Annotated in this window: 19 protein-coding genes and 1 pseudogene; 9 read left to right on the top strand and 11 right to left on the bottom strand. The window is 69.2% G+C overall.

Translation table 11 applies throughout. The features are described from left to right. Nucleotides 1-26 precede the first annotated feature (26 nt). Nucleotides 27-1,103: a glycoside hydrolase family 43 protein gene (locus AB0I66_RS05590; protein WP_363206380.1), complete on the top strand. Its 1,077-nt coding sequence runs from the start codon at nucleotides 27-29 to the stop codon at nucleotides 1,101-1,103. On the opposite strand, the gene AB0I66_RS05585 is transcribed toward AB0I66_RS05590, so the two are convergent. The 3 genes from AB0I66_RS05585 to AB0I66_RS05575 form a co-directional block, all read right to left on the bottom strand. Next, nucleotides 1,100-2,416, bottom strand: a complete 1,317-nt coding sequence (locus tag AB0I66_RS05585; protein WP_363206379.1) for a D-arabinono-1,4-lactone oxidase — start codon at nucleotides 2,414-2,416, stop codon at nucleotides 1,100-1,102. The genes AB0I66_RS05590 and AB0I66_RS05585 overlap by 4 nt on opposite strands. A gap of 32 nt (nucleotides 2,417-2,448) precedes the next feature. Further along, nucleotides 2,449-3,651 (bottom strand): histidinol-phosphate transaminase, encoded by a 1,203-nt coding sequence (locus AB0I66_RS05580; RefSeq protein ID WP_363206378.1) that lies wholly within the window; start codon nucleotides 3,649-3,651, stop codon nucleotides 2,449-2,451. Nucleotides 3,652-3,721: 70 nt separating this feature from the next. Then, on the bottom strand, nucleotides 3,722-5,662 hold the full coding sequence (locus tag AB0I66_RS05575; protein WP_363206377.1) for a beta-L-arabinofuranosidase domain-containing protein: 1,941 nt from the start codon (nucleotides 5,660-5,662) through the stop codon (nucleotides 3,722-3,724). 168 nt (nucleotides 5,663-5,830) lie between these two features. On the opposite strand from AB0I66_RS05575, the gene AB0I66_RS05570 reads away from it, so the two are divergent. Continuing rightward, nucleotides 5,831-6,487 (top strand): ThuA domain-containing protein, encoded by a 657-nt coding sequence (locus tag AB0I66_RS05570; protein WP_363206376.1) that lies wholly within the window; start codon nucleotides 5,831-5,833, stop codon nucleotides 6,485-6,487. A 76-nt stretch (nucleotides 6,488-6,563) separates the two neighbouring features. Here AB0I66_RS05570 and AB0I66_RS05565 read toward each other — a convergent pair whose 3' ends face one another. Next, nucleotides 6,564-7,061 (bottom strand): peptidylprolyl isomerase, encoded by a 498-nt coding sequence (locus tag AB0I66_RS05565; protein WP_363206375.1) that lies wholly within the window; start codon nucleotides 7,059-7,061, stop codon nucleotides 6,564-6,566. 127 nt (nucleotides 7,062-7,188) lie between these two features. Continuing rightward, nucleotides 7,189-9,672, bottom strand: a complete 2,484-nt coding sequence (locus tag AB0I66_RS05560; RefSeq protein WP_363206374.1) for an alpha-L-arabinofuranosidase C-terminal domain-containing protein — start codon at nucleotides 9,670-9,672, stop codon at nucleotides 7,189-7,191. A 263-nt stretch (nucleotides 9,673-9,935) separates the two neighbouring features. Here AB0I66_RS05560 and AB0I66_RS05555 point away from each other — a divergent pair, with 263 nt between their 5' ends. From AB0I66_RS05555 to AB0I66_RS05540, 4 genes are read left to right on the top strand one after another with little or no spacing between them, the layout of a single operon-like run. Then, nucleotides 9,936-11,288, top strand: coding sequence for an extracellular solute-binding protein (locus AB0I66_RS05555; RefSeq protein ID WP_363206373.1), 1,353 nt, complete (start codon nucleotides 9,936-9,938; stop codon nucleotides 11,286-11,288). Continuing rightward, nucleotides 11,285-12,232 carry a sugar ABC transporter permease gene (locus tag AB0I66_RS05550; protein WP_363206372.1) on the top strand — a complete coding sequence of 316 codons (948 nt, stop codon included), beginning with the start codon at nucleotides 11,285-11,287 and terminating at the stop codon, nucleotides 12,230-12,232. The genes AB0I66_RS05555 and AB0I66_RS05550 overlap by 4 nt, the downstream gene beginning before the upstream one ends. Further along, nucleotides 12,229-13,092, top strand: coding sequence for a carbohydrate ABC transporter permease (locus AB0I66_RS05545; protein ID WP_363206371.1), 864 nt, complete (start codon nucleotides 12,229-12,231; stop codon nucleotides 13,090-13,092). The genes AB0I66_RS05550 and AB0I66_RS05545 overlap by 4 nt, the downstream gene beginning before the upstream one ends. 36 nt (nucleotides 13,093-13,128) lie before the next feature. Further along, the gene (locus tag AB0I66_RS05540) at nucleotides 13,129-14,646 is read left to right on the top strand and encodes an alpha-N-arabinofuranosidase (protein ID WP_363206370.1); all 1,518 of its coding nucleotides are present in this window, start codon (nucleotides 13,129-13,131) and stop codon (nucleotides 14,644-14,646) included. 26 nt (nucleotides 14,647-14,672) lie between these two features. On the opposite strand, the gene AB0I66_RS05535 is transcribed toward AB0I66_RS05540, so the two are convergent. Together AB0I66_RS05535 and AB0I66_RS05530 are read right to left on the bottom strand one after the other, a co-directional pair. After that, on the bottom strand, nucleotides 14,673-15,611 hold the full coding sequence (locus tag AB0I66_RS05535) for an arabinan endo-1,5-alpha-L-arabinosidase (RefSeq protein ID WP_363206696.1): 939 nt from the start codon (nucleotides 15,609-15,611) through the stop codon (nucleotides 14,673-14,675). A gap of 100 nt (nucleotides 15,612-15,711) precedes the next feature. Then, nucleotides 15,712-17,100, bottom strand: coding sequence for a glycoside hydrolase family 6 protein (locus AB0I66_RS05530; RefSeq protein WP_363206369.1), 1,389 nt, complete (start codon nucleotides 17,098-17,100; stop codon nucleotides 15,712-15,714). A gap of 439 nt (nucleotides 17,101-17,539) precedes the next feature. On the opposite strand from AB0I66_RS05530, the pseudogene AB0I66_RS05525 reads away from it, so the two are divergent. The 3 genes and pseudogenes from AB0I66_RS05525 to AB0I66_RS05515 all read left to right on the top strand — a co-directional run. Next, a pseudogene (locus tag AB0I66_RS05525) lies at nucleotides 17,540-19,426 on the top strand (glycoside hydrolase family 48 protein); the annotation flags it as partial. Then, nucleotides 19,423-21,729: a xyloglucanase gene (locus AB0I66_RS05520; RefSeq protein WP_363206368.1), complete on the top strand. Its 2,307-nt coding sequence runs from the start codon at nucleotides 19,423-19,425 to the stop codon at nucleotides 21,727-21,729. The pseudogene AB0I66_RS05525 and the gene AB0I66_RS05520, both read left to right, overlap by 4 nt. Nucleotides 21,730-21,848: 119 nt before the next feature. Next, nucleotides 21,849-22,862 carry a LacI family DNA-binding transcriptional regulator gene (locus tag AB0I66_RS05515; RefSeq protein WP_363206367.1) on the top strand — a complete coding sequence of 338 codons (1,014 nt, stop codon included), beginning with the start codon at nucleotides 21,849-21,851 and terminating at the stop codon, nucleotides 22,860-22,862. A 68-nt stretch (nucleotides 22,863-22,930) separates the two neighbouring features. Here AB0I66_RS05515 and AB0I66_RS05510 read toward each other — a convergent pair whose 3' ends face one another. The 4 genes from AB0I66_RS05510 to AB0I66_RS05495 form a co-directional block, all read right to left on the bottom strand. Continuing rightward, nucleotides 22,931-23,056 (bottom strand): hypothetical protein, encoded by a 126-nt coding sequence (locus tag AB0I66_RS05510; protein ID WP_363206366.1) that lies wholly within the window; start codon nucleotides 23,054-23,056, stop codon nucleotides 22,931-22,933. Between the two features lie 168 nt (nucleotides 23,057-23,224). Further along, complete coding sequence (locus tag AB0I66_RS05505) at nucleotides 23,225-25,126, bottom strand: rhamnogalacturonan lyase (RefSeq protein ID WP_363206365.1); 1,902 nt, start codon at nucleotides 25,124-25,126, stop codon at nucleotides 23,225-23,227. Between the two features lie 227 nt (nucleotides 25,127-25,353). Next, complete coding sequence (locus AB0I66_RS05500) at nucleotides 25,354-25,773, bottom strand: hypothetical protein (RefSeq protein WP_363206364.1); 420 nt, start codon at nucleotides 25,771-25,773, stop codon at nucleotides 25,354-25,356. 80 nt (nucleotides 25,774-25,853) lie between these two features. Further along, on the bottom strand, nucleotides 25,854-26,075 hold the full coding sequence (locus AB0I66_RS05495; RefSeq protein WP_363206363.1) for a hypothetical protein: 222 nt from the start codon (nucleotides 26,073-26,075) through the stop codon (nucleotides 25,854-25,856). Between the last annotated feature and the right edge of the window lie 222 nt (nucleotides 26,076-26,297).

Raw genomic sequence — 26,297 nt, 5'->3', positions numbered from 1 at the left:
ACGAACGTCGGCGCGAGGGGAGCCGCATGGACCACAGTGAAGTACCCAGCCGCAGAACCGTGTTGAGGGGCACGCTGGCCGTCGGCGCACTCGCCGCCGCACCCGCCCTCACCGCCACGCCCGCGCTCGCCCAGGCGCCCGCCCACGCGGCGACCCGGGCCCCCGCCTACCGCAACCCGCTCGTCGAGCAGCGCGCCGACCCGCACATCCAGCGCCACACCGACGGCCACTACTACTTCACGGCGACATCCCCCGAGTACGACCGCATCATCCTGCGCCGCTCCCGCACCCTGCGAGGCCTGACGCGCGCGGACGAGTCCGTGATCTGGCGGCGGCACACCAGCGGCGACATGGCCTCGCACATCTGGGCTCCGGAACTGCACCACATCAACGGCAAGTGGTACATCTACTTCGCCGCGGCCCCCGCCGACGACGTGTGGAAGATCCGCATCTGGGTCCTGGAAAACGCCAACGCCAACCCCTTCAAGGGGACATGGGCGGAGAAGGGGCAGCTCACCACGGCCTGGGACACCTTCTCCCTAGACGCCACCACCTTCACCCACCGGGGCAGCCGCTACCTCGCCTGGGCGCAGTACGAGCCCGGCATGGACAACAACACCGGTGTCTTCCTCTCCCGCATGGCGAACCCATGGACCCTGACGGGACCTCAAATCCGGCTGACCACACCCGAGTACGACTGGGAGTGCGTCGGCTTCAAGGTGAACGAAGGCCCCTCCGTCATCCAGCGCAACGGCCGCGTCTTCCTCTCGTACTCGGCGTCCGCGACCGACTTCAACTACTGCATGGGGCTGCTCACCGCCGACACCCGCAGCGACCTCATGGACCCCGCGTCCTGGTCCAAGTCGCCGACCCCCGTCTTCACCAGCAACGACACGACCAAGCAGTACGGCCCCGGCCACAACTGCTTCACCGTGGCCGAGGACGGCCGCACCGACGTCCTCGTCTACCACGCCCGCCAGTACAAGGACATCGTCGGTGACCCCCTGAACGACCCCAACCGCCACACCCGCGTCCAGAAGTTCGGCTGGAAGGCGGACGGCGCCCCGGACTTCGGCATCCCGGTCGCCGACGCCGCCTCCTAGGAAAGCGGCCGAAGGAAGCGCCGCACGAAGGCGTTGCGGAACTTCCCCGCCGGGTCGAGTCGATCGGCAAGCGCGGCGAAATCCGCCGCGTGCGGATAACGGGCGCCCAGCTCGGCGGGGTCGGCGGCGAACACCTTGCCCCAGTGCGGACGGGCCTCCCAGCGCGCCATGTGCTCCTCCACGCGGGCGACCACCGGGAGCACGGCCGCCGCGTCAGGCACCCAGGTGAAGTGGAACGCCACGGTGTCGCGGCCGTGCGCGGGACTGAGCCACTGGCTGTCGGCGGCGACCGTGCGCACCTCGCAGACCTGGAGGACGGGCGCCACCTCGTCCCTGAGGGAGTCCAGGGTGTGCAGGGCCGCAAGGGCGTGCTCGCGCGGCAGCAGATACTCCGACTGGAGCTCGGCGCCGCTGCTCGGCGTGAACTCGGCCCGGAAGTGGGGCAGCCGCTCGTGCCACGGGCCCGGCACGCCCAGCTGCTGAGTGCAGTTGACGGCAGGCATGCCCGGCACCGGATGCTGCGGTGCCGTCGCGGGCGCCGCCCAGGGAAAGTCCACGGGAGCCTCGCCGCGCTGCTTGAGCCACACCTGGTCGAAGCGCGGCCCGCGCCAGTCGGTGAACAGACTCACGCTGTACGCCGCCGACGTCACCGCCTCGAAGTCGAGCCCTGCCAGCGGGAGTTCGCCGAACACGTGCTGGCTCACCCCGAAATCCGGCTCCAGATCGAGAGTGAGCGAGAGGACCACGCCGAGCACGCCGAGCGAGACGACGGAGCCGTCGAACCCGTCGTCACCGCGGTTCAGGACCACCGTCTCCCCGTCGGCGGTCATCAGCTCGACCGCACGGACGATCTCCGCGAGCGACTGATTGCCGTTGCCGGAGCCGTGCGTCCCGGTGGCGACCGACCCAGCCACCGAGATGTGCGGCAGCGAGGCCATGTTCGGCAGTGCGAGCCCGAATGAGGCTACGTAGCGGGCGAGTTGGGCGTACCGCACGCCGCCCGACACGCGCACGGTGCGCGCCGAGGTGTCCACGTCGACGGACGGCTCGAAAGCGGAGAGGGAGAGGAGGGACGCACCCGCCGTGTCACCGTCCACGTCGGCGATCCGGTTGAACGAGTGGCCGCTGCCGAGCACCCGCACCTGCCGACTGCCCGCGACGAGCGCCCGCAGGTCGGACAGCGACCCGGGCCGGTGCAGTTCACGGGCCGAGAAGGTGATGTTCCCGGCCCAGTTGGTCACGGCGCCCACGGTGCCGTCCCGGCCCGTGGTCGTGCTTCGTCGGCTGTCCGCGCCTGCCCCCGCTGTTTCCATGGTCACGATTTTACGGCTCGGGGTCGGCGGCATCAGGCCCGCATCACCAGCCGGTCCACCGCCGGGTTCCCCGAGCCGTAGGGGACCGGCAGCAGGCCGGGGTCGGCGCCCCCGGTCGCGTACAGCGCCTGTTCCAGGCCGCTGATCAGGGGCTGCACGTCGACCGGTGGGCGGACCACCAGGCGCAGGAAGCGGCTCGAGCTGCCGATCTTGTTGCCGCACTCGCGCACCAGGATGCCGTGCTCCGCGAGCAGCCGGTCCCGCAGGACCGCTCCGTCCACCCCGTCGGGCAGGCGCACGTACACGAAATTGCCCTGCGAGGGGTAACTGGTGAGTCCGGGCAGCCGGCCGAGGTGCCAGATCATCTCTTGGCGGTCGCGGCGCACCTGACGCAGGCTCAGGTCGTAGGCGTGGCGGTGCTGTCTCAGCATGAACACCACGGTTTCCGCGAAGGAGTTGAGGTTCCACTTCGGCAGTGCGGCGCGCACCCGGCCCGCGAGGCCGGGGTTGGCGACGAGGTAGCCGAAGCGCACGCCGTGCAGCCCGAAGTTCTTGCCGAGGCTCCGCAGCACGATGACGTTGGGCCGCAGGACCGCGTCGTCGACGACGCTCGACTCCGGTCCCGCGTCGGCGAATTCCAGGAACGACTCGTCCACCACGACCAGGTCGAGATCCTGCAGCGCGTCGAGCAGCGCGAGCACCGAGCGGCGCGGCAGCATGCCTCCGTCCGGGTTGTTGGGGTTGCAGATGACCGCCGTGCGGGAGCCGCGGGCCCGTACGAAGTCGACGAAGGCCGCCGGATCGAGCGCGAAACCGTCGGCCTCCGGGAGGAGGTACATGTCGACCCGTTTGCCGGTCTCCATCGACTGATCGGTCCACCGCCCGAAGGTCGGCACGGGCACCGCGAGCGCGTCACGCACCAGCAAGTGGTCGATCCAGGTGATGAGTTCGGTCGAGCCGTTGCCCATCACGACGGTCTGCGGGTTGAGCCCGAGCACGGCGCTGAGCTCGGCGGTGATGGTGTCGGCGCCGCTCGGGTAGTACGTGAGGATGTCCCGCAGCCGGCCGCCCAGCTCCTCGTACATCTCGGGTGTGGGGAAGTACGGGTTGCACGGGATGCAGAAGTCGACGAGCGGACGCCCGCTGTCCGCCGCCGCCCTGTTCAGCGCGGAGTACGAGGGGGTGTGCGCGGTGGACGCGCGGAAGAGGGCGGTGACGTTGCCCGCGTCTGCCATGGGAGGACTCCGGATGGGGGAGGGTGGTGTCTCCCGTACATACGTACGCGGGTGAGGGTGTGCTCATCCGTCAGCCCCGTGGAATCCAGACCCGCATGGCCCCCTCTTCCCGGTGCGCCCACGCGTAGTAGGGCACCGCCGTCAGCGGGGTCGGTGTCCCGTCCGAGCGGCGCCGGCCGGTGGCGGTGACGACCGTGACGCTGCCCAGGAGGTCCGGGCGATGCTCGGCGACGGTGCGCCCGTCGGGTGTCAGAGTCACCGCGTCCAGACGCAGGCCCACCGGCTGATCAGCGCTTTCCAGGCAGTACACGAGGGGTCCGCGCTCGATGGCGAGGCAGCCGCGCACGGCGTCCACCCGTGGGTCCGGTTCCGTGAGGCGTACATCCAGGGCGAGGTCGAGGACGACGCGCTCGCCGGGCAGCCAGCGACGGCGTATCCGCAGCCAGCCGCCGTCCGCTTCGGTGCGGTCCTGCCGGTCCGGCGCGGCCACCGTGAACTCGGCGCACCAGGAGGGGATGCGCAACGAGAGCGTCCACTCGCGGTCAGCCGGTGCCGCGTCGACGGTGACCGTGACGCGGCCCTTCCACGGATAGTCCGTCCCGACCGTGACGGCACCGCCCGTGTCCGTCGCGTACGAACCCGTCGCGTACTGGTGCAGCTGCAGGCCGTCCGCGTCGCCGCTCGCCACGTAGTGGGGGAGCGAGGCGAGCAGCCGCATGACGTTGGGCGGGCAGCACGCGCAGCTGAACCACGGCGTGCGGCGGGGCGCCTGGTCGCCGGTGCGGGTCTCGTGATCGTCGCGCACCTGGAGCGGGTTGACGTACAGCCAGCGGTCGCCGTCGAGGGCGACCCCGGACAGGAAGCCGTTGTAGAGGGTGCGCTCGACGAGATCGGAGTAGCGGGTCTCGCCCGTGAGCAGCGCCATCCGCCAGGACCACTGCACGGAGGCGATGGCCGCGCAGGTCTCCGCGTACGCCCGGTCCGGCGGCAGCTCGAAGGGTTCGCCGAACGCCTCGCCCTCGTGGCGTGCGCCGACACCGCCCGTGAGGTACGTCTTCGTCCCGGCCATCGCGTGCCAGAGCCGTTCCAGGGCCTCGCGCAGGGCCTCGTCGCCCGTCTCCGCGGCCAGGTCGGCGGCCCCCGCCAGGAGGTACAGCTGACGCACGGCGTGCCCCGTGACGGTCGGCGCCTCCCGCAGGGGCAGGTGGTCCTGCCAGTACGCCGGCCCCGGATCGCGGGCGCGGTCGATGCCTTCCGCGAGCAGTCCGTGGCCGCGGCGGTCGGTGAGGTGGCCCGCGAGATCCAGGAAGCGCCGCTCGCCGGTCTCGCGGTACAGCTCGACGAGGGCGGTCTCTATCTCCGGATGCCCGCAGATCCCGTGCTTCTTCTCCGCTCCCTCGCTCGTCGCGTCCGGTCCGAAGAGGGAGTCGATGTGCGCGGCGAACCGGACGGCCACGTCCAGGAGTTCACGGCGCCCGGTGACCCGGTGGTGGGCGACGGCGGCCTGGATCAGGTGGCCCGCGCAGTACAGCTCGTGGCCCCAGTCGAGCCCGCTCCAGCGCCGGTCGGGGCGGGCGACCTGGTAGTACGTCTGGAGGTACCCGTCGGGGTCCTGAGCGGCGGCGACGAGCGAGGTCAGCCGTTCCACGTCCGCGGCGAGACCGTGCGGGTCCGGCTCGTCGGCCAGCTGCCAGGAGGCGGCCTCCAGCCACTTGTGGACGTCGGAGTCCTGGAACGGGAAGTCCCCGGCGAAAGCTCCCGCGCCCTGCGCCGCGGCACGCAGGTTGGCCAGGTTGCCGGCCTGTTCGAGGCGCGCGGGTCCCTGCGGGATGCTCACCGAGGCGTTGGTGTGCCGCCGGGCGGCCCAGAAACCGCCGGTGATCCGTGCGGTGGCCGCCGGGCGCAGCGCGGTGTGGGCGTGGGAGCGGAGGCGGATGGGCCCTTGCGAGCCCTGGGGCTCCTGAGACCCCTGTGATTCCTGGGGTGCGGGCGGGGGCGTGAGATCGGGCATACGTGCCATTCCTCGGTGCCATGTGCGTTCGATATCTAGAACATCGTTCGGACATCTGCTACTGGCGCTGACGCTACCGTGGGCCGCGGGGCCCGGGGGAGTGGTCGGCCGCATCCGGCACTTTCGCCTCACGCCCGGCCGCGGTCGCGGCTCCTACGATCGGGGGCCATGAGCCTCCGCCTGCTGATCTACAGCCGAACGACCGCCTACCGGCACGCCTCGATCCCCGCCGGGGTCGCCGCCCTGCGCGAGCTCGCCGCCGGAATGGGCTGCCCGGCCGACGCGACCGAGGACCCGGCCGCCTTCGAGCAGGATCTTTCCGGCTACGCGGCGATCGTCTTCCTCTCCACCAGCGGCGACGTCCTGACCCCGGCCGGGCGGTCGGCGCTGCGCGCGCACCGGTCGGCGGGCGGAGGTTTCATGGGCGTTCACGCCGCGGCCTGCACCGAGTACGACTGGCCTTACTACGGAGAGCTCCTCGGCGCGCGCTTCGCCCGCCACCCCGTGCTCCAGCCCGGCCGCCTGATCGTCGAGGACCACGCGCACCCCGCCACCGAACACCTCCCCACCACCTGGGAGTTCACCGACGAGTGGTACGACTTCCGGGCCTCGCCGCGCGGCGCGGTGCGGGTCCTGGCGTCCGCCGACGAGACCTCGTACGAGGGAGGCGGCATGGGCACCGACCACCCCCTCGTGTGGTGTCACGATCACGGCGGCGGTCCGGTGTTCTACACGGCCCTCGGTCACGCCGACGAGGCCTACGCGGACCCCGTCTTCCGCGCGCACCTCCTGGGCGGCCTGCGGCATGTGACCGGCATCGGCTGACGGGGCCCGGCATGGGTGAGCCCCCGCCCGGTGGGGGCGGGGGCTCATGCACCAGGTGCCAGAGGTACCAGGGGTGCTAGAGGGTGCCGGAGGCGGAGATGGCGACCTCGGCCTTGGTGGCGCCCGACTGCGAGCCGAAGCTCTCGATCTTCTTGACGAGGTCCATGCTGGCCTGGTCCGCGACCTCACCGAAGACCACGTGCTTGCCGTCGAGCCAGCTCGTGACGACCGTGGTGATGAAGAACTGCGAGCCGTTCGAGTTCGGGCCCGCGTTGGCCATCGAGAGCAGGCCCGGCTTGGTGTGCTTGAGGTTGAAGTTCTCGTCGGGGAACTTCGCGCCGTAGATGCTCTTGCCGCCGGTGCCGTTGCCGGCGGTGAAGTCACCGCCCTGGAGCATGAAGTCCGGGATGACGCGGTGGAACTTCGAGCCCGCGTAACCGAAGCCCTGCTCGCCGGTGGCGAGCGCGCGGAAGTTCTCCGCGGTCTTCGGCACGACGTCGTCGAAGAGGTTGAACGTGATGCGGCCTTCGGGCTTGCCGTCGATGGTGATGTCGAAATAAGCCTTGATTGTCATGGTCCTCATCCTGTCATTGCCCTGTCCCCACTCGCCAACCGAACCCCCCGAAGGGCCTGCCTTAACCCGTTTGACCAGGCATGACGGCGTTTGTGCGCAGGGCGCGAGCCGCGCTGAACGATCTTCTTCAGCCGGTTCTGACCCGCATGAACGTGATCGAGTTCGCCGGGAACGTGTACGAGAACGTGTCGGACACGCCCCGGAACGTCGAGGTCACCGGCTTGACCGGGGTCGCGTCCTTCGTGTTCTCCGCGGCCGGGTCGGCGGCGAGCGTGGTCACCCTGGCGCTGGGTCCCACCTTCGTGGCCGCGCCGAGGGCGATCTTGGTGCGCGCATCCGAACCCTGTGCGTTGACGACCTTGACGATGAGGTCACCGGTGGCCTTGTCGCGCGTGACGACCTGGCGGAACGGCTCGGCGGGCTTGTCGTCCGTGAAGGAGCCCCACTTCTCGCCGTCGAGGAAGAGGGTCACCTGGCGGCCCCGTACCTCCACGCGCAGGTCGTAGGTGTGGCCCGTCTCGATGGCCGTCGTGTCCTGGACCATGGTCTGCTTCGCCCCGTCGACGCTCTTCTCGACGGCCGACTGGGTGTTGTTCCAGCCGCCCAGGTTCCACCAGTAGTGGTTGCCGGTGTCCTTGACCCCGAAGGCGACCATGAAGCCCTCCTTGCCGGACTTCTTGGTGGCCTTCACGCTCAGGTCATAGTTCTGCCAGCTCTTGTCGCCGGCTGTGACCAGGGTGTTCTCGGCGGCCTCGTCGGACTGGACGTACGCACCGTCCTGGATGGCCCACGTGCCCTTGTCAGCCGCCTTGCTCCACTGCTCGTCACCGGCGGAGAAGTCGTCGGTCAGGAGCGTCCTGCCGTCCTCGCCGGTGACCTTCACGTCGTCGTACGCGGCACTGGTCGCCCAGGTGGACAGGCCGACGGCGCCGGTGATGGGGCCGGATGTGGCGGGGGTGCCGGAGGCCGTCGACGGCACGACCTCGTCGCCGACGTTGCGCATGAAGAGCTTCTGCGTCTCGTAGTTGGCCGAGCCCCATGACTGGTCGTTGTCGTACCAGATCATGTTCGGCTTCCACTGCACGTAGTCCTCGTTGGCGAGCAGCGGGGCGTACGAGGCGAGCTTGACGACGTCCGCGTTGCGCTCCAGGCCCGTCATGAAGGCGGCTTCGGAGAGGGCGTTGGAGAACTTGTTGCCCTGCGAGGCGTACTCGCCGAGGAAGACCTTCGGGCCCGTGCGGTCGTAGGAGTCGTAGCGGTCGTTGTTCTCCAGGAACCACTGCGGGCTGTTGTAGTAGTGCTCGTCGACCATGGCGACGTCGGCGTCACGGTTGAGCTGCCAGGCCTTGTCGAACGTCGAACCGCTGTCGTCAGGGCCGGAGTTGGAGATGACGGTGATGTCCGGGTACTTCGCCTCGATGGCCGCGCGGAACTCCTTGAAGCGGGCGAAGAACTCCTCGGGGAGGTTCTCCTCGTTGCCGACTTCCAGGTGGGTCAGGCGGAAGGGCTTGGGGTGGCCCATCGCCGCCCGCTTCTTGCCCCACTCGCTGGTGGCCGGGCCATTGGCGAACTCGATGAGGTCCAGGGTGTCCTGGATGTGCCGCTTGAGGAGCGCCGGGTCATCGGTGGCCTTGTTCTGGCCGCAACCGGTCACCAGGGCGGGCACCACGGGCAGCGGCATGGCGCCGGTGTCCTCGGCGAACTGGAAGTACTCGTAGTACCCGAGTCCGTAACTCTGGTTGTAGCCCCAGAAGTTGGCGTTGGTGGCGCGCTGTTCGACCGGCCCGATGGTGTCCTTCCACTGGTAGGAGCGCTTGCGCTGCCAGCCGGACTTCTCGTCGTACGCCTCGTGCGAGCCGGTGTTGACCAGGCAGCCGCCGGGGAAGCGCAGGAAGCCGGGGTCCAGGTCGGCGATCTTCTGGGCGAGATCCTTGCGCAGGCCGTTCGCGCGTCCCTTGAAGGTGTCGCGGGGGAAGAGCGATATCTCGTCGAGGGCGACGGAGGCGCCCGAGGTGACCGCGAGCCGGCCGGTGGCGGAGGTGCGGCCCGCCGTGAAGGTCGCCTTGTACTTCGCCCAGCCGCCACGCGCGGTGACACGGCGGGCCGGGGCGAGGTCGCCGGAAGCGTCGCGCAGGCCGAGGGTCAGCGGCGCCTTCTGCGCACCGCTGGTGCGGGCCCAGACCGAGAAGTCGTAGCGCTTGCCCTTGGTGACCGCGATGCCGGTGTTGTAACCGGAGTTGGTGACGGTCGAACCGCCCTCCAGGGAGAGGTAGTTGCGGTTACGGGCATTCAGGCGGCCGTCGTCGTTCACGACCTTGGCGGCGCCGGACGTGTCCCAGGAAGTCAGCGGTGTGTAGGCGGTGTTGTCGGCGGTGGAGTACTCGAAGGAGCGGTTCTGCACGAGCTCGGCATAGAGGCCGCCGTCCGCCGCGCGGTTGATGTCCTCGTAGAAGACGCCGTACATCGAGTCGTCGATCTTCGCGCCGGTGCGGGCCGGGTCGACGTCGATGGTGTAGTCGGTGGGTTCGGCCGCGGCCGTGGGTCCCGCGGCGAGCGTTCCGGCGAGCAGGGCCCCCAGGGTGAGCCCGAGTCTCCATCGTCTGCGTGCCATGCGTACCCCAGTCCTGTGCGGTATATCGAACGTTGGTCAATGGGTCGAACGGAAACCTAGGCAGCGGAGAGCAGTGCGTCAACGCCTGGCACAGGAAGTGGCCGAGGTGGGTGCCGGGGTTCGTGATCTCGAACAACTGCCGTGCAATTCGGGGGACTTCACCCCGGGCTCTGTCCGAACCGTTGACTGGCCCCGCGTTCGACCTTACGGTCCCGTTCGAAGTTGCGAGCAGCATTCGAAATATCGAACAGAAGTGAGCCGCAATGTCACCACCCCTCCCGAGCCGACGAGGTGTGCTCGGCGGCATCGGAGCGCTCGCCGTCGCGGGCAGCTTCGGACTCGCCGCCGCGAATCGCAGCGCGTCCGCGATCGCGTCGGACGCGGACGTACGGGTCCGCTACTGGAATCTGTTCTCCGGCGGCGACGGCGCCAACATGATCGCGATGCTGGACGCGTTCCGCGCCGCGAACCCCCGGGTCGACGTCAAGGACTCGACCCTCCAGTGGGGCAACCCGTACTACACCAAGCTCGCCATGGCCGCTTCGGGGAACCGCGCCCCCGACCTCGCGGTGATGCACCTGGGGCGGATACCCGGCTTCGCGCCCGGTCGGCTCCTCGACCCCTGGGACGTGCGGCTGCTCGCCCGCCACGGGGTGCGCGAGGCGGACTTCGACCCGGTGCTGTGGAAGCGCGCCGTGGTCGACGGCAAGCTGTACGGCCTGCCCCTCGACATCCACGCCCAGCTCTGCTTCTACCGCCGGGACGTGTGCGAGAAGGCGGGGCTGCTCGACGCGGGCGGCGACCTCGCGCAGGTCACCTCGACCGAGGACTGGTTCAAGGCGCTCAAGGCCGCGAAGAAGGCCGTCAAGGGTGACGTGCACACCATCGGCATCAAGGCCGACGAACCCAACTTCTCCTGGTGGTTCTTCCTGTCCTTCTACACCCAGCTCGGCGGCACCTGCCTCAGCGCCGACGGCCGGGACGTCACCCTCGACACCGACAAGGCCACCGAGGTCCTGGAGTTCCTGCGCCGGCACCTGACCGACGGCTACTCCACGGCGATCGGCATCGCCGACGCCGAGGCGTTCGTCAACGGCTCCGCCTTCACCTGGGAGGGCAACTGGTCGGTGCCCGTCTTCAGCGGCGCGAAGCTCAAGTACGGCGCGACGCCGCTGCCGCCCGTCTTCGGGAAGCCCGCCACCCACACCGAGTCGCACTGCTTCGTCCTGCCGCACCAGGCGCAGCGCGGCGGCGCCACCAACGAGGGCGCGCACCAATTGGCCGCGTACGTCGTCAAGAACGCGACGGCCTGGGCGCGCGGCGGCCACATCCCCGCGGATCTGCCGACGCTCGACGACGAAAAGTACGTGGCACTCAAGCCGCAGTCCGAGTACGTGTCCGCCATGGACCACATGGCGGTCGAGCCGCCCGCCTGGTTCGCGGGATCGACCGGGCTCCTCGCCCAGCGCATCGGACCCGTCATCGCCTCCTCCAACGTCGGCTCCGCCAAGCCCGACGCCACCGCGCGCCGCATGAAGGACGTACTCGAAAAGCTGGTCGCGATGAAGAACCCGATGGAAGGCAGAGCCGCCACCGAGGGAGGGTCCGCCGCATGAGCGCCGTCGACACCGCGGTGGCCCCGGCCGCCGTACGGTCCGCCCCGGCGGCGGACGCCGATTCGCTGCGCGCCCGGCTGACGCGCCGCGTGCAGCACGGCGGCTGGTTCGTCGCCCCGTTCCTCGTCCTGTTCGCGCTGTTCGTGCTGCTGCCGATCGGCCGCGGCCTGTGGCTGAGCTTCACCGACGCCAACATCTCCGGCACGGGCGAGAGCTTCGTGGGCCTCGACAACTACCGCGAGGCACTCGACAGCCCGCTGCTGTGGGACTCCCTCGGACACAGCGCGTACTTCACCCTGCTCGTGGTGCCCTGCATCGTCGTCCTCGCGTTCCTCCTCGCGATGCTCGCCCACCACATCGAGCGCGCCAAATGGCTGTGGCGGCTGTGCTTCTTCGCCCCTTTCCTGCTGCCGTCGACCGTCGCGGGCAACCTGTGGCAGTGGCTGTTCAACCCGGGCACCGGAATGATCAACCACGTCTTCGGCCTCGACACGCCCTGGCTCACCCAGAAGTCCACCGCCATGCTCGCCGTCGTGATCACCACCCTGTGGTGGACGGTCGGCTTCAGCTTCCTGCTCTTCCTCGCGGCGCTGCAGAACATCCCGAGGCATCTGTACGAAGCCGCCGAACTCGACGGCGCGGGCGCCTGGCAGCGGATGGTGCACATCACCCTGCCCATGCTGCGCAACATCACCGGCCTGGTGATCACGCTGCAGATACTCGCCTCACTCCAGGTCTTCGACCAGGCCGTGGTCATGCAGGACTTCGGCCCGGGACCGGAGGAAAGCACCCGCACCTTCGTCCAGTACACCCTCGAAGAGGGCTTCACCGCCTACCGCGTGGGCTACGCCTCGGCGATCTCCATCATCTTCTTCGTGCTCATCGCGGCCGTCGCCCTCGGCCGGATGTGGCTCCTGCGCAAGCGTGAGGAGGGCGTGCGATGAGTGCCACGGCCCCGGGCAGAACCGCCGTACCCAAGAAGAAGTGGACCCCGAGCCAGATCGTGCTCACCGCGCTCGGCGCCGCCGTCTCCGCGCTGTGGATGACGCCCCTGCTGTGGGCCCTGTTCACGTCCCTGAAGTCGGAGACCGAGGCGGTCGAGGTGCCCACCCACTGGGTGCCCGAGGAGTGGACGGGCCAGGCGTGGAAGGCGCTCTTCGAGAGCGGCAACATCGCCAACTGGTTCGTCAACTCACTCGTGGTCTCGGTCTGCGTCACCTTCGTCGTGGTGTTCGTCAGCGCGCTCGCCGGGTACGGCTTCGCGCGCACCGAGTTCCGCGGCAAGAACGTGCTCCTCGGCCTCGTGATGGCGGGCCTGATGGTGTCGCCCGCCGTGCTCGGCGTCCCGCTCTTCACGACCGTTCAGTCCATGGGGATGGTCGACACCTACTGGGGCATGATCCTGCCGCAGTGCGCGCCCGCCGCGATGGTCTACATCCTCTACAAGTTCTTCCAGTCGATCCCGCACGAGCTGGAGGAGGCCGCGTACATCGACGGCGCCGGACGCTGGCGGGTCTTCTTCACGATCGTCCTTCCGCTGTCCAGGCCCTCGCTCTCGGCCGTCGGGATCTTCACGTTCATCGCGTCCTGGAACAACTTCCTGTGGCCGTACATGGTGACCAACAACCCCGACCTGATGACGATGCCGAACGGCATCGCGACCGTCATGAACTCCTACGGCATCCAGTGGGCGCAGCTCATGGCGGGCGGCCTCATGGCGGGCCTGCCCCTGATCGTCGTCTTCGTCTTCTTCCAGCGCCAGATCGTCAGCGGCGTGGCCCACACGGGCCTGGCCGGACAGTAAGCACCCCTGCACCGCAGCCCCGTCGAAAGGTCACGCATGGCCCCCCGCACCGCCCGCTTCACCCTCGACCCCGCCTTCACGGTGGGCGACGTCGACCCCCGGATCTTCGGCTCCTTCGTCGAGCACCTCGGCCGCTGCGTCTACACCGGCATCCACGAGCCGGGCCACCCCACGGCCGACGAGGACGGGCTGCGCACCGACGTGCTCGACCTGATCCGCGAGCTCGGCGTGACCGCCGTGCGCTACCCCGGCGGGAACTTCGTCTCGGGGTACAAGTGGGAGGACTCCGTCGGCCCCGCCGACGAGCGGCCGCGCCGCCTCGATCTGGCCTGGCACTCCACGGAGACCAACCGCTTCGGGCTCTCCGAGTACATCGCGTTCCTGCGGAAGATTGGCCCGCAGGCCGAACCGATGATGGCGGTGAACCTCGGCACGCGAGGCGTCGAGGAGGCCCTCGAACTCCAGGAGTACGCCAACCACCCCGCCGGCACCGCCCTCTCGGACCGGCGCGCGGCGCACGGCGACAAGAACCCCTTCGGCATCCACATGTGGTGCCTGGGCAACGAGATGGACGGGCCGTGGCAGACCGGCCACAAGACCGCCGAGGAGTACGGGCGCCTGGCCGCCGAGACCGCGCGCGCGATGCGCCAGGCGGACCCGGACGTCGAGCTGATCGCCTGCGGCAGCTCCGGCCAGTCGATGGAGACCTTCGCCGCGTGGGAGGCCACGGTCCTCGCCGAGACCTACGACCTCGTCGACCACATCTCCCTGCACGCCTACTACGAGGAGACCGACGGTGACCGTGACTCGTTCCTTGCCTCCGCCGTCGACATGGAGTCCTTCATCGAGAACGTCGTCGCCACCTGCGACCACGTGGGCGCCCGTCTGAAGTCCAAGAAGAAGATCAACCTCTCCTTCGACGAGTGGAACGTCTGGTACCAGTCCCGGCCGCACCCAAAGGTCGAGGAGAGCCTGCGTGACTGGCCCGAGGCCCCACGCCTCCTGGAGGACAACTACACCGTCACGGACGCGGTCGTCGTCGGCTCGCTCCTGATCGCCCTCCTGCGGCACGCCGACCGGGTGGCCGTCGCCTGCCTGGCCCAGCTGGTCAACGTCATCGCGCCGATCCTGACCGAGCCCGGCGGCCCGGCCTGGCGGCAGACCACCTTCTTCCCCTTCGCGCAGGCCTCACGGCACGGCCGCGGCCAGGTCCTCGACGTGCGCGTGGACTCGCCCGCGCACGGGACGCGGAAGTTCGGCGAGGTGCCCCTGCTGCATGCCACGGCTGTCCGCGCCGACGACGGCACCGTCACCGTCTTCGCGGTCAACCGCAGCCAGAGCGAGTCGCTGCCGCTCGAAGTCGCTCTACACGGCCTTGAGTTGGTGGACGTCATCGAGCACAGCGTCCTTGCCGACGCGGACCCGGACGCCCGCAACACCCTCGCGGAGCCGGAGCGCGTGACCCCGCACGACGTCACCGGGACAGCACTCCAGGACGGCACACTGAGCGCCGTCCTGGAGCCGCTGTCCTGGAACGTGATCCGCCTGGGCTGAGCTGGGCTGAGCCCTTCACGCGTGGATCAGTAGGCGACGGGCCACCCCGAGCTCCAGTTCAGGAGGTTGACGCCGAGCTTCGGGGTGCCGTTGTCCTGGCCGTCGTAGTAGTGGTAGACGAGCAGGTCGCCGTCGGTGTCCTTCATGACCGACTGGCCGCCGGGGCCGATGTAACGGCCGTGGCTCTCCTGGACCGGTGTGCCGCCGTTGTTCATCATGCCGACGCCGTTCTTGTCGACGTACGGCCCGGTGACCTTGGCGGAGCGGCCCACCTTGATCTTGTACGTGGAGCTGGTGCCGGCGCAGCACGTGTCGTACGAGGCGAAGAGGTAGTAGTAGCCGCCCCGCTTGACGATGTAGGGCGCCTCGACGGCCTTGGTGCCGGTGGGGCGCGAGGCGAGCGAGCGCCGGGTGGTGTCGCCCGCGTACTGCTTGCCGGTCGAGGGATCGATCCGGATCATCTTGATGCCGGTCCACCAGGAGCCGAAGGACAGCCACCACTTGCCGTCGTCGTCCACGAAGAGATTCGGGTCGATGGCGTTGTAGTCGCTGGAGGTGGTCGAGGTGTAGACGGCCCCGTAGTCGGTCCATGAGCCCGGCTCACCGGTGGCGGAGCCCGCGAGGCCGATGGCCGACTTGTTCGAGCCGAACGACGAGACGGAGTAGTACATGAGGTACTTGCCGCCGTGGTACGAGATGTCGGGCGCCCACACGTCCCCGGTGGAGTTGTAGTTGTTCCACCAGCTCGGCCGGGTGGGGAAGGCGGACCCGCTGCGGCCGAAGGCGATGCGGTCGGTGGAGGTGCGCAGCTGCAGGCCGTCGCCGGTCGAGTAGAGCAGGTACTTGCCCGATGAGGTGCGGGCCAGGGTCGGGTCGTGCACGACGATGTCCCCGGTGACCTGACCGGGGTTGGGATAGGCGCTCGCGCTGCCCGGGACGAGGGCGAGCAGGGCGGCGGCGGGCAGGGCGACGAAGGCTCTGCGCCGGAATCGGGTGGGGGTGCGGCTGGGGGTACGGCTGGGGGTGCGGCTCACTCCGGTCTCCTCGGGGTGGGAAGAGGCGCGCTCACAGCGCCGGATACGCGTTCGTCAGAAGCTCCTGGAACTGCGCCGAGAACCACTTCCCGGAAACCGGCGCCTCGGGCAGCGCGCCGGAGGGGTTGAAGCCGTTGCGCGAATTGCCCTGGTAGGCCGGGTCACACATGCGGTCGAAGCCCTTGCCCTCGTCGTTCGGGATCTCCTTGCTCGACCCGTCGGACTCGCCCGGCGGCTTCATCCACACATAGGCGTCGACGCCGGACTCCGGGGCCACGGTGGGCCGTTCGCCGAGGCCCGCGCCCGACTGGTTGCACCAGTTGCCGATGTGCAGGCGTCGGTCGTGACGGCCGCCCTCCACATAGGTGTCGACGTCCGTGGCGGGTCCGGGGCCCGTGGGCCGGTCCGCGCCGCCCCAGCCGTTGCGCGAGGTGTCGATGAGCATGCCGATGTCGGACCTGAAGCCGGTGGAGACGAGCTGGTCGCGGAACGACTGGGCGAAGCTGAGCTCGTCGACGGAACGGTTCCAGTCCACCCACGTGGACTCGCGGACCGACCGGCCGTTCACGGAGTCGCCGACGGTGAAGTTGGTCTCCTTCAGGGCGCTGTAGTTGGCCGTGTTGGTGATGAAGCCGTGCACGTTGTCGACGCTGCCGCCGTCGGCGGTCGCCGCCTCGTGCATGACTTGGGCGGACGCGGCGAAGTTGTCGTCCCAGCCGATCCAGCCGTGGTGGCCCGCGTCCACGTAGTTGTAGACGTTCGGCACCGCGCCGAGCTCGCGCAGCGCGTAGCCGACGCCCTTCACGTAGTTGCCGTTGGCCTTCATCACGTCGCACTCGGGTGTCGCGGTGGGGCGGCTGCCGGTGTTGGTGACCAGGTTGGGCAGCGAGTCGATCTCGACGGTCGTGACGATGCGCAGGTTCGCGTACTTGCTGTCGGCGAGGATCGCGGCGATGGGGTCGATGTAGTCGCTCCGGTACCTGCCGATCTCGGTCGGGCCGAGCTCGCCGTTGGAGGCGAGCGCGGCACAGTCCCGGCCCGGCAGGTTGTAGATGACCAACTGGATGACACCCGCGCCCTGTTGGAGTGCCTCGTCGAGGTGGTCGCGCAGCCCCATCGCGTCGCCGGCACCCTCGATCGCGGCGATCCGGTCGAGCCAGACGCCGGTGGGCTGGTCCGCGACGGCGTCCCCGCCGGGCTCGGCGGCGGCCTTCGCCGACCACTCGGGGTTCACGTAGGGCTTGGCGCCCGAGTACGGATTGTCGACGCGGGCCGCGGCGGACGCCGTCCGGGTCGCACCGCTTCCGCTGTCGCTCACGGCCAGCGCGGTGCCGCCGGTGGTGGCGAGGACGGTGGTGAGCGCCGCCAGTAAGAGGGAGCGGGATCTGCGGTGCCGGGTGTGCGTACGGCTACGGCTCATGGTGGGGGTGTCCCTTCGGGCGGGTCGGATGGGGGGAATCAGCCGTCGAGCGCGGTCGGCCGGTCGCCAAGGAGTCGCCGCCGGGAACAGAAAGGTTGTCGGGTCTTTCAGATTGTTCGGATCGCCTCCGTCGAATTCATTCGACAACTCCCTTTCGTGTGCGAGCTCTTGACATCGGACCCGTCCCGCTGAATTTTGGGAGCGCTCCCACCGGTGCTCCCACTGATTACCCAGCTCCCCGTCCGGAGCTCGCCCCCATCGAGCCGTCAGGAGATCTCCCCGCATGTCCGCATTCCCCCCATCCCCCCGCTCGGGCCCCTCCAGACCGGAAATCAGCCGCCGCAACCTGCTGACCCTCGGCGCCGGGGCCGCGCTGGCACCCGTCATCGTGGCCCTCAACCCCGCAGGTCACAGCGCCCAGGCCGCCCCCGCGGTCACCGAGTACGAACAGCGTTTCCTCGACCTGTACGCGAAGATCACCGATTCCGCCAACGGCTATTTCTCGCCGGACGGCATTCCCTACCATTCCGTCGAAACCCTCATTGTCGAAGCCCCCGACCACGGGCACGAGACGACATCCGAGGCATACAGCTATCTGCTCTGGCTGCAGGCCATGTACGGCAAGGTCAGCGGCGACTGGACACGTTTCAACGCGGCCTGGGAAACCATGGAGAAATTCATGATCCCGTCCCATGCCGACCAGCCGACGAACAGTTTCTACAATGCGGCGAAACCAGCCACGTACGCGCCCGAACACGACCAGCCGTCCCAGTACCCCGCCCGTCTCGACCCCGCCGTCCAGGCCGGCGCGGACCCGATCGCCGCCGAGCTGAAGAGTGCGTACGGCACCGACGACATCTACGGCATGCACTGGCTCCAGGACGTCGACGACGTCTACGGCTACGGCGGCGAGACCGCGGGACCCGTCTACATCAACACCTTCCAGCGCGGCTCCCAGGAGTCGGTCTGGGAGACCGTCCCGCACCCCACGCGCGACGAGTTCGAGCACGGCGGCAACAACGGCTACCTCGACCTGTTCACCGGCGACGCCTCCTACGCCAAGCAGTGGAAGTACACCAACGCGCCCGACGCCGACGCCCGAGCCGTCCAGGCCGCCTACTGGGCGCACGTCTGGGCCTCGGCCCAGGGCAAGGAGTCCGAGGTCGCGGCGACGGTCGCCAAGGCGGCCAAGATGGGCGACTACCTGCGCTACGCCCTGTTCGACAAGTACTTCAAGACCATCGGCGACTGCACCGACCCGTCCGGCTGCGCGCCCGGCAGCGGCAAGAGCGGCGCGCACTATCTGCTGTCCTGGTACTACGCCTGGGGCGGCGCCACCGACACCTCCGCGGGCTGGGCCTGGCGCATCGGCTCCAGCCACAACCACGGCGGCTACCAGAACCCCCTCGCCGCCTTCGCCCTCAGCGCCTACGCCCCGCTCGCCCCCAAGTCGGCCTCGGGCAAGTCGGATTGGGCCAAGAGCCTGACCCGGCAGATCGAGTTCTACCGCTGGCTGCAGTCCGCCGAGGGCGCCATCGCGGGCGGCGCCACCAACAGCTGGCAGGGCCGCTACGCCCAGCCCCCGGCCGGAGCCCCCACCTTCTACGGCATGGCCTACGACGAGAAGCCCGTCTACCACGACCCGCCGTCCAACCAGTGGTTCGGCTTCCAGGCCTGGTCCATGGAGCGCGTCGCCGAGTACCTCCACGAGACCGACGACCCCGCCGCGAAGACCGTCATGGACAACTGGGTGAAGTGGGCGCTCTCCGAGACGAAGATCGCCGCGGATGGCACCTACACCTTCCCCTCGACGCTGAAGTGGTCCGGCCGGCCCGACACCTGGAACCCCTCAAGTCCGGGCGCCAACACGGGACTTCACGTCTCCGTGGTCGACCGCACCAACGACGTGGGCGTGGCCGGCGCCTACGCCAAGACCCTCACGTACTACGCCGCCGCCACCGGCCACACCGAGGCCGCCACCACGGCCAAGGCCCTCCTGGACGGCATGTGGCAGCACCACCGTGACCCCCTCGGCATCGCCGTCCCCGAGACCCGTGCCGACTACGACCGCTTCGACGACGCCGTGTACGTCCCGAACGGCTGGACCGGCACCATGCCGAACGGCGACACCATCGACTCCGGGTCCGACTTCACCTCCATCCGCTCCTTCTACCGCGACGACCCGGACTGGCCGAAGGTCGCGGCGTATCTCGACGGGGGAGCGGCCCCGCGGTTCACGTACCACCGCTTCTGGGCGCAGGTGGACATCGCGCTGGCCATGGGCGCCTACGCGGAGCTCCTCGAACCTGGGGCGGGGTCGCGATGACCGGCCGTATGACACGCGGCGGGAAACTGCTCGGCGCCCTCGCCCTGATCCCGGGCCTGCTGCTCGCGGCCGCCCCCTCCTCCGGCGCCGACGACGCCACCAAGAAGAAGCCGTCGGCCGCGTACACCTGGAAGAACGTGCGCATCGACGGCGGCGGCTTCGTCCCCGGCATCGTCTTCAACCGCGCCGAGAAGAACCTCGCCTACGCCCGCACCGACATCGGCGGCGCCTACCGCTGGCAGGAGTCGTCCCGGAGCTGGACCCCGCTGCTCGACTCCGTGGGCTGGGACGACTGGGGCCACACCGGGGTCGTCAGCCTCGCGTCCGACACCGTCGAGCCGGACAAGGTGTACGCCGCCGTCGGGACGTACACCAACGACTGGGACCCCGGAAACGGCGCCGTCATGCGCTCGGCCGACCGGGGCAGGACCTGGAAGAAGGCCGACCTGCCCTTCAAGCTCGGCGGCAACATGCCCGGCCGCGGCATGGGCGAACGCCTCGCCGTCGACCCGCACGACAACCGCGTGCTGTACCTGGGCGCGCCGAGCGGCCATGGCCTGTGGCGCTCCACCGACTCCGGGGCCACCTGGTCCGAGGTGACCGCGTTCCCCAACCCCGGCAACTACCGGCAGGACCCCTCGGACACGACCGGCTACGCCTCCGACAACCAGGGCATCGCCTGGGTCACCTTCGACGAGTCGACGGGGGCATCCGGCGACCGCACCAAGACCTTGTACGTGGGCGTCGCCGACAAGGACAACGCCGTCTACCGCTCGACGGACGCGGGCGTCACCTGGACCCGCCTCGCGGGCCAGCCCACCGGGTACCTGGCCCACAAGGGCGTGCTCGACGCCGAGAACGGCTACCTCTACCTCGCCTACAGCGACAAGGGCGGCCCCTACGACGGAGGCAAGGGCCAGGTGTGGCGGTACGCGACCCGTACCGGCGAGTGGAAGAACATCAGCCCCGCCACCGACGCCGACACCTACTACGGCTACAGCGGACTGAGCGTCGACCGGCAGCGTCCGGGCACCGTCATGGTCACCGGCTACAGCTCCTGGTACCCGGACACCCAGATCTTCCGCTCCACCGACAGCGGCGGCAGCTGGACCGGCGCCTGGAACTACGGCGCCTATCCCGAACGCTCCAACCGCTACACCATGGACATCTCGTCCGTGCCCTGGCTGTCCTGGGGCGCGAACCCGGCGCCGCCCGAACAGAGCCCGAAACTGGGCTGGATGACCGAGGCCCTGGAGATCGACCCCTTCGACTCCGACCGGATGATGTATGGCACCGGGGCCACCGTCTACGGCACCAAGAACCTGCGGCAGTGGGACAGCGGAGGCAAGTTCACCGTCACCCCGATGGTCAAGGGCCTGGAGGAGACGGCCGTCAACGACCTCGCGGCGCCCGCCTCCGGAGCGCCCCTGCTCAGCGCGCTCGGCGACATCGGCGGCTTCCGGCACACGGACGTCACCAAGGTGCCGCCCCTGATGTACACAGAGCCCAACTTCACCACCACGACGAGCATCGACCACGCCGAGTCCGACCCGGACATCGTGGTGCGCGTCGGCCAGCTCGACAGCGGGCCGCGCATCGCCTTCTCCGGTGACAACGGCGCCACTTGGGGGGCGGGCAAGGAGCCGTCAGGTGTCTCCGGCGGCGGGACGGTCGCCGCGTCCGCCGACGGCAGCCGCTTCGTGTGGAGCCCGGACGGTGCGGGCGTGCACACCAGCGGCGACCGGGGCGCCTCGTGGACGGCGGCCACCGGCATCCCCCAGGGCGCCGTCGTCGAGTCCGACCGGGCCGACCCGAAGACGTTCTACGGCTTCAAGTCCGGCAGGTTCTACGTCAGCAGGGACGGCGGGGCGACCTTCACCGTGCAGGCGTCCACCGGCCTTCCGGCCGAAGGAGCGGCGCGTTTCAAGGCCGTACCGGGAGAGGCGGGGGACATCTGGCTCGCGGGCGGCAAGGCCGGCGGGACGTACGGCCTGTGGCACTCGACAGACTTCGGCGCGAGCTTCAGCCGCGTCCAGGGCGTCGAGGAGGCCGACACGATCGGCTTCGGCAAGGCCGCGCCGGGATCCGGCCACCAGACGCTCTTCACCAGCGCGAAGATCGACGGGGTGCGCGGCATCTTCCGCTCCACCGACGCCGGCAAGAGCTGGGTGCGCGTCAACGACGACACCCGTCAGTGGGGCTGGACCGGGGCGGCCATCACCGGCGATCCCCGGATCTTCGGGCGGGTGTACGTGGCCACGAACGGCCGTGGCATCGTTTACGGGGACAACTCCCGCCGCTGAGTGACCAGTCGAAGCGCTTCGACGGGTCTATGGACAGCACATGGGTGTCCCTCTAAGGTCAAGAAGGCCCCAAGTCGAAGCGCTTCGCCACCGCCTCCAGAACTGCCCAGGAGAGCCGCATGGTCACCCTTGCCGAGGTAGCCCACCACGCCGGAGTCTCGGCCAGCACGGTGAGCTACGTACTCAGCGGCAAGCGGTCCATCTCCGCCTCCACCAAGGACCGCGTCGAGCGCTCCATCCGCGAGCTCGGCTACCACCCGAACGCGGGCGCCCGCGCCCTGGCCAGCAGCCGGTCCAACATCATCGCGCTGATGGTCCCGCTGCGCACCGACATGTACGTGCCGGTGATGATGGAGATAGCCATCGCCGTCGCCACCACCGCACGCACCCATGGGTACGACGTGCTGCTCCTGACCGGCGAGGAGGGCCCCGAGGCGGTCCGCCGCATCGAGGGCAGCGCCCTCGCCGACGCCATGATCTTGATGGACGTGGAGCTGCACGACGAGCGACTCCCGCTGATCCGCGAGACCGACCGGCCCACGGTCCTCATCGGCCTCCCCGCCGACCCCACGGGCCTGACCTGCGTCGACCTGGACTTCATGGCGACCGGCGCCCAGTGCATGGAGCATCTCTCCGGGCTGGGCCACCGGGAGATCGCCGTGATCGGCGAGGCGCCCGCCGTGTACGAGCGGCACACCGGGTTCGCCGAGCGCACCCTGGAAGGGCTGCGCACGCGGGCCGGAGAGCTCGGCGTGCGGGTGCTGCACCGGCCCTGCGAGGGGACGTACGACGCGCTCGCCGCGACCCTCTCGCGCATCTCCGACGAACGCCCCGGCACGACGGGGTTCGTCGTACAGAACGAATCGGCGGTGGAACCGCTCCTGAGCCTCCTGCGCCAACAGGGCCGCGCCATACCGGAAGACGTCTCCGTCATCGCCGTCTGCCCCGACCAGGTGGCCACCCAGGCATCGGTGCGACTCACTTCCGTGGCCATCCCGGCCCAGGAGATGGGACGCCAGGCGGTGGAGCGAGTGGTCGCGAAGCTGCGGGGGCAGGATGTGGGCGAAGTCGTTTTGCTCGCACCGGAGTTGACGGTGCGGTCGAGCACGGGGCCGGTGCCGGGGGCGGGCTGAGCGCGGGGGCGGGAGTCGAGCGGGTGGCTCAGGCGGGGGTGTCGGAGGGAGGAACCCGCGTAGTTGGCCTACCGCCGGCGCCGGAAGTGGAGCCACAGGCGGGCGAGGATCAGGCCCAGGACCACGATGCCGACCGTGATCTGCACCCAGCGAGGGAGGGCGCCCGAGCCGGGGAGGTACAAGGCGATCACCATCGAGAACGTCGTTCCTCACGGTTGCGGCTCTCGCGACTGGAGGGGCGAGGTATCGGACATTCTCCTACGCGCGGCCCGCTGACCCCTGTATTGATGTCCCGCGTACTGCTGTCAGGAGTACGCGGGATCATCGAAACCGTCGACCGCAGAGCTATTAGGCTCTCGGCTTCACGGAGTGGACACCATGGGACGCGGTGCCTTTGGCATGCCTGAGCCTATGTAGAAGCTTGGGTGTGGGGGCTGGTTGTATGCCGTGTTTTGCCACGTCAGTGCTGTGCGGTACTGGATGTCGTGGAGCAAGGTGGTGATCTTCGTCTTTGTTTCGTGTGGGGTGGAGTAGATCCGTAGCGCCTTGTTGTCCGACGTGCGCCAGACGACCTCCTCGCGCCAGTCGCCGAGGATGTCTCCGGAGAGGGCCGGGGTCGCCTTCGTGCCGTTGTTGGACGAGACCGAGGACCCGGTCAGGAGGCGGGTCTCGCCGCCCGTGCCGTACTTGTCGATGCGGGTGCCGTCGAGGAGTTCGCGCGTGGTGTCGCCGTCCCACCAGTTCACGAAGTTGACGCTGGACGGCTCGCGGCCGACCGATGCCCCGGACGGCGAGCGCAGGGTGTTGTCGGCCGCGGACCAGGACTCGGCGCCCGCCGAACCGGCGTAGATGTCGGCGGACACGCCACGGCCGTTGTCGGAGCCCGAAGCCGTGGTCCACAGGCGCTGGCCCGTGCGGGCGTCCGCCATCCAGGAGCCCGGCTTGGAGCTGTCCTCGGAGACCTTGAAGTACTCCAGGCCCGTGCGCGAGGGGTCGAGGTCGCCGACGTGGCCGGCGTCGCCGTGTCCGAGCTTGGTCGTCCACAGGCCGCTGCCGTTGTCGTCGACGGTCATCGCGCCGTAGACGATCTCGTCCTTGCCGTCGGCGTCGACGTCCGCGACCGACAGGCTGTGATTGCCCTGGCCGTCATATCCCTTGCCGGTGTTCGTCGAGGAGTTGGTGTCGAAGGTCCAGCGCCGGGTGAAGGCGCCGTTCCGGAAGTCCCAGGCGGCGATGACCGAACGTGTGTAGTAGCCGCGTGCCATGATCAGGGACGGTCTGCTGCCGTCCAGGTAGGCGGTCCCGGCGAGGAAGCGGTCCACGCGGTTGCCGTAGCTGTCGCCCCAGCCCGCGACGCTGCCGCGTGCCGGGACGTAGTCCACCGTGTCGAGCGCGGCGCCGGAGCGGCCGTCTAACATGGTCAGGTACTCGGGACCGGCAAGGACGTAGCCGCCGGAGTTGCGGTGGTCGGCGGAGGAGCTGCCGATCACCTTGCCCACGCCGTCCTTCGTGCCGTCCGCCGTCTTCGTGGCGACCTCGGCCCGGCCGTCACCGTCGTAGTCGTACACCTGGAACTGCGTGTAGTGCGCGCCCGAGCGGATGTTCCTGCCCAGGTCGATCCGCCACAGCCGGGTGCCGTCCAGCTTGATCCCGTCGATGATCGTGTTGCCGGTGTAGCCGGACTGGGAGTTGTCCTTGGCGTTGGTGGGCTGCCACTTCAGTACGAAGTCGAGGGCGCCGTCCCCGTCGAGGTCGCCCACGGACGCGTCGTTGGCCTCGTAGGTGTACGCCACGCCGTCCGGGGTCGTGCCCCCGGCGGGCGGCGTGATCGGAACGTCCTTGTACCCGGCGCGGAACTGCACCGCGTGCACGGAGTCGCCCTGTTCGGTGCCGTCGACCACCGCGCGCACCGTGTAGTCGGCGCTGTTCGGTGCGCCCGCGTGGAAGTAGTTCGTCGAGCCGGTGACCGGGGACGAGTTGACCTTCGTACCGCCTCGGTAGACGTTGAAGGCGACGTCGTCGTCATCGGTGCCGAGCCAGCGCCAGCTGACCAGGTTCCCGGCGTCGGTGTGCACGCTGACCACGCCCCGGTCGAGGGCCTCGGCCTGGCGGGTGGTGGCCGCGGACGAGGTCGACGACAGGGCGATGAGCCCTCCGGCGGCGAGTGCGCCCGCGATGACGGCGGTGACCAGGACGCGGCCGCGGGACCGGCGTGCTCTTCGCCGTCTGAAACGGTGGGGCGCGGTGTAGGGATTCTCGAACATGGATGCTCCTGCGGGGAGAGGGCGGGACGGTACCTCGGCTGAGTTGCCGCAGGGAGCGCAGAAAGTTGCCGCTAGTACAAAGTCCTCGCCCGGCGCCCGGGGCGCGCCAAGTCACCTATGGCCGCAAGGCTTCCGGCATCGCCGTCCGCGCCTTCTCCTCGTCGCCGCCCTCGACGAATCCCTCACTCGCCCCGCTGCGCCCCTGTTCGCATGCGCGGAGGATCCGGTCAGGACGACTGGGTGCGCCAGGGGACCGCGATCTCGAATTGGTGGGAGCCGCGCCACACCTTGACCCAAAGTTGCGGAGGATGGTCCGTGCTTGAGGTGTGGGTCACCGAGAAGCGGATGGCCTCGCCTGGGTCCAGCTCACTACGGGGCGGCGTCAGTGAGACGGCCCCGGGAAGATCACGGGAGAGCAACTCGAATCGAATCGTTTCGTCGCCCAGGTAGCGCAGAAGGTTCCCGGAAAGGTCCTGCTCGATGCTGAATTCCGCAGTCCTCTGGAGGGCACTCCTTGCGATGGCAGCGGCCTGTTCGGCCGCCTCAGTGCTTCTCTCCGCTGCCTTGAGCATCCTTCGCCCCAGCAACAGCTGTGCAGAGCCCAGAATCACCGGGATCACCGAAAAGCAGACAGAAACCGGCTCCATGCTTGGCTTCCTCTGTCAGCGTGAATATTCCGATGCTCACAACGACACACGAGACGCGAAGGTACTGGAGCGCAGCAACTTCACTCGTGCGTGGCGGCCCGCTCCGGCTGATTGACGCTGCCCGTCTTATGTACGGAGGCCACCAGATTGGAAGTGACTTCCGCCGACTTCGCTGCCTGTTCGGCGAACCTGGCACTGTTGCGTGCCGCCGCCACGAGCCTGCGCCCGACAATGATCATCCACGCGGACACAGCCAGAGCGAACGAACTGGCGACTATTGGAGCTAAGTTCCATCCGGCCATCGGGTCCACCTCTCCTTGCCTGCATGCCCGATCCAACAGCAGTGCTGGGAGTGATCGGCCTCCTGATCGAGATTGGGGCACGGCTGATCTGAATTGTTCCGGCACACGCAAGAACGATGCAGGAGAACCGTGCGTTACGGGGGCAGGTCCACGGTCACCGTCACTCAAATGAATGACACAGCAAAGCCTGCGCGCCGACGTGCCCGAGCTGACCGATCCGCG

It is taken from the genome of Streptomyces sp. NPDC050439 (genome assembly GCF_040655335.1).
In the GTDB taxonomy this organism is placed as follows: Bacteria; Actinomycetota; Actinomycetes; order Streptomycetales; family Streptomycetaceae; genus Streptomyces.
The sequence above is the reverse complement of the archived record's forward strand: the minus strand, read 5'-3'. Positions and strand labels throughout refer to the sequence as shown.

Excerpts from the sequence above, each read along its gene's own strand:
- AB0I66_RS05540 (WP_363206370.1), top strand. The coding sequence starts at position 13,129 with ATGGCCCCCCGCACCGCCCGCTTCACCCTCGACCCCGCCTTCACGGTG.
- AB0I66_RS05515 (WP_363206367.1), top strand. The coding sequence starts at position 21,849 with ATGGTCACCCTTGCCGAGGTAGCCCACCACGCCGGAGTCTCGGCCAGC.
- AB0I66_RS05555 (WP_363206373.1), top strand. The coding sequence starts at position 9,936 with ATGTCACCACCCCTCCCGAGCCGACGAGGTGTGCTCGGCGGCATCGGA.
- AB0I66_RS05500 (WP_363206364.1), bottom strand. The coding sequence starts at position 25,773 with ATGGAGCCGGTTTCTGTCTGCTTTTCGGTGATCCCGGTGATTCTGGGC.
- AB0I66_RS05565 (WP_363206375.1), bottom strand. The coding sequence starts at position 7,061 with ATGACAATCAAGGCTTATTTCGACATCACCATCGACGGCAAGCCCGAA.
- AB0I66_RS05585 (WP_363206379.1), bottom strand. The coding sequence starts at position 2,416 with ATGGAAACAGCGGGGGCAGGCGCGGACAGCCGACGAAGCACGACCACG.
- AB0I66_RS05520 (WP_363206368.1), top strand. The coding sequence starts at position 19,423 with ATGACCGGCCGTATGACACGCGGCGGGAAACTGCTCGGCGCCCTCGCC.
- AB0I66_RS05550 (WP_363206372.1), top strand. The coding sequence starts at position 11,285 with ATGAGCGCCGTCGACACCGCGGTGGCCCCGGCCGCCGTACGGTCCGCC.
- AB0I66_RS05575 (WP_363206377.1), bottom strand. The coding sequence starts at position 5,662 with ATGCCCGATCTCACGCCCCCGCCCGCACCCCAGGAATCACAGGGGTCT.
- AB0I66_RS05495 (WP_363206363.1), bottom strand. The coding sequence starts at position 26,075 with ATGGCCGGATGGAACTTAGCTCCAATAGTCGCCAGTTCGTTCGCTCTG.
- AB0I66_RS05530 (WP_363206369.1), bottom strand. The coding sequence starts at position 17,100 with ATGAGCCGTAGCCGTACGCACACCCGGCACCGCAGATCCCGCTCCCTC.
- AB0I66_RS05510 (WP_363206366.1), bottom strand. The coding sequence starts at position 23,056 with ATGGTGATCGCCTTGTACCTCCCCGGCTCGGGCGCCCTCCCTCGCTGG.
- AB0I66_RS05560 (WP_363206374.1), bottom strand. The coding sequence starts at position 9,672 with ATGGCACGCAGACGATGGAGACTCGGGCTCACCCTGGGGGCCCTGCTC.
- AB0I66_RS05590 (WP_363206380.1), top strand. The coding sequence starts at position 27 with ATGGACCACAGTGAAGTACCCAGCCGCAGAACCGTGTTGAGGGGCACG.
- AB0I66_RS05580 (WP_363206378.1), bottom strand. The coding sequence starts at position 3,651 with ATGGCAGACGCGGGCAACGTCACCGCCCTCTTCCGCGCGTCCACCGCG.
- AB0I66_RS05570 (WP_363206376.1), top strand. The coding sequence starts at position 5,831 with ATGAGCCTCCGCCTGCTGATCTACAGCCGAACGACCGCCTACCGGCAC.
- AB0I66_RS05545 (WP_363206371.1), top strand. The coding sequence starts at position 12,229 with ATGAGTGCCACGGCCCCGGGCAGAACCGCCGTACCCAAGAAGAAGTGG.
- AB0I66_RS05505 (WP_363206365.1), bottom strand. The coding sequence starts at position 25,126 with ATGTTCGAGAATCCCTACACCGCGCCCCACCGTTTCAGACGGCGAAGA.